This is a genomic window from Clostridium tanneri (assembly GCF_033659955.1).
GTDB classification, from domain to species: Bacteria; Bacillota; Clostridia; order Clostridiales; family Clostridiaceae; genus Clostridium_AM; species Clostridium_AM tanneri.
In genome coordinates this window covers 1-1,221 of record NZ_JARUJP010000074.1, presented here as the reverse complement: position 1 = coordinate 1,221, position 1,221 = coordinate 1, and the positions used below count along the sequence as shown (strand labels likewise).

At 26.0% G+C, this 1,221-nt stretch carries 2 protein-coding genes; both read right to left on the bottom strand.

Translation table 11 applies throughout. The features are described 5' to 3' along the window. Nucleotides 1-72: 72 nt before the first annotated feature. A complete protein-coding gene (locus P8V03_RS18985; protein ID WP_318799374.1) occupies nt 73-249 on the bottom strand; it encodes a hypothetical protein in 177 nt (58 codons plus the stop codon). Nucleotides 250-592: 343 nt separating this feature from the next. After that, the coding region (locus P8V03_RS18980; RefSeq protein WP_318799372.1) for a hypothetical protein at nt 593-1,221 on the bottom strand (629 nt) is incomplete at its 5' end.

The window sequence follows — 1,221 nt, the reverse complement described above, 5'->3', positions numbered from 1 at the left end:
CTTATTTGCCATTTATAACACCACTTTCTTAAATCTTATTATACTAGATTCTACGAAACCAGTGTTACAACTTTAGTATATCACGTCAGTCCTGTTTTGATCTATTATAGTTATCCATATAGTCAATGTTGATTTATAATAAAAATTTACTATTAATATCCCAACATTCTTACCCTCCACATTATGCTTAGCTTCTCTATGAATTTGAGTTATCATTGATTTCGTAAATTGTGTTTTACCTATTTTCATAATTCCTATAACTCCTGTATTTGTATGCATTAATTTATTCTTCTATCGTAATACCTGTAGCGCTACCTGGAATTATACATGAAATGCTTATCGAAAGACTAGGTAATGATGTTGTTATTTCTTTTGGTTATGCTTGTACGATTGGGGGACCTTCTCATGTTATTTATACTATTAGAAAAGAAAAATCTTTAATAATTTTATTGAAATTTCTTTAAGCAAAGAAGTAACTTTTGAGTATATTGATAGTTTTACCGAAACCTTCCAATAAACTCATTTAATTATTTTTGATAAATTTTGATCAGGTAGATTTATAAACCAACTTATATATCTACCTGATTGTTCTTTATTCTAAACTCTCTGAAGCTGCAGCTTCCTCCACTGATTGTGAACTTAAGTTTCTTTCATAAAGATCTAATGAATTCAATATACTAATCAAATCTTCTTTAATTTTATCAAGTTCTTCAGATGTAGTTTCTTCATCTATTTCTAGCCTTTTACTAATTACATCATATTTATTAGATTTGACTAGTTTATCTAAGTTTTCAACTATGGTTTTATATCCGTTTCCAATCTCAAAAATAATATCTAAAGTATTATTGTTTCTATTGAAGTCAAATTTAAAAATCCACTCTCTTCTCTTTTCTATTTTTCTATATACATTAACATTTTTGACTATTCCTAGTATATATTTATCTTGATTCTTAGAGTAAATATCATTAAAAAACCAATATGTTAGATTTTTGGCTGGAAAATTATCAGATAGCATTTGTAAAAATATAATAAGTTTTTTACCTGTTATGTCAGATTTAATATTTGCCAGACTTCCCCACTCTGATTCATTATCGTTTTCCGATACATTAAGATTGCTCACACTTATATAAAGTGATATATAATATAATTCTTCATTTAATTCATTAATATTACTAATCCTACGCTCTTTAAAATATAATTCAAAAATTGAATATATTTTTT

Excerpts from the sequence above, each read along its gene's own strand:
- P8V03_RS18985 (WP_318799374.1), bottom strand. The coding sequence starts at position 249 with ATGAAAATAGGTAAAACACAATTTACGAAATCAATGATAACTCAAATT.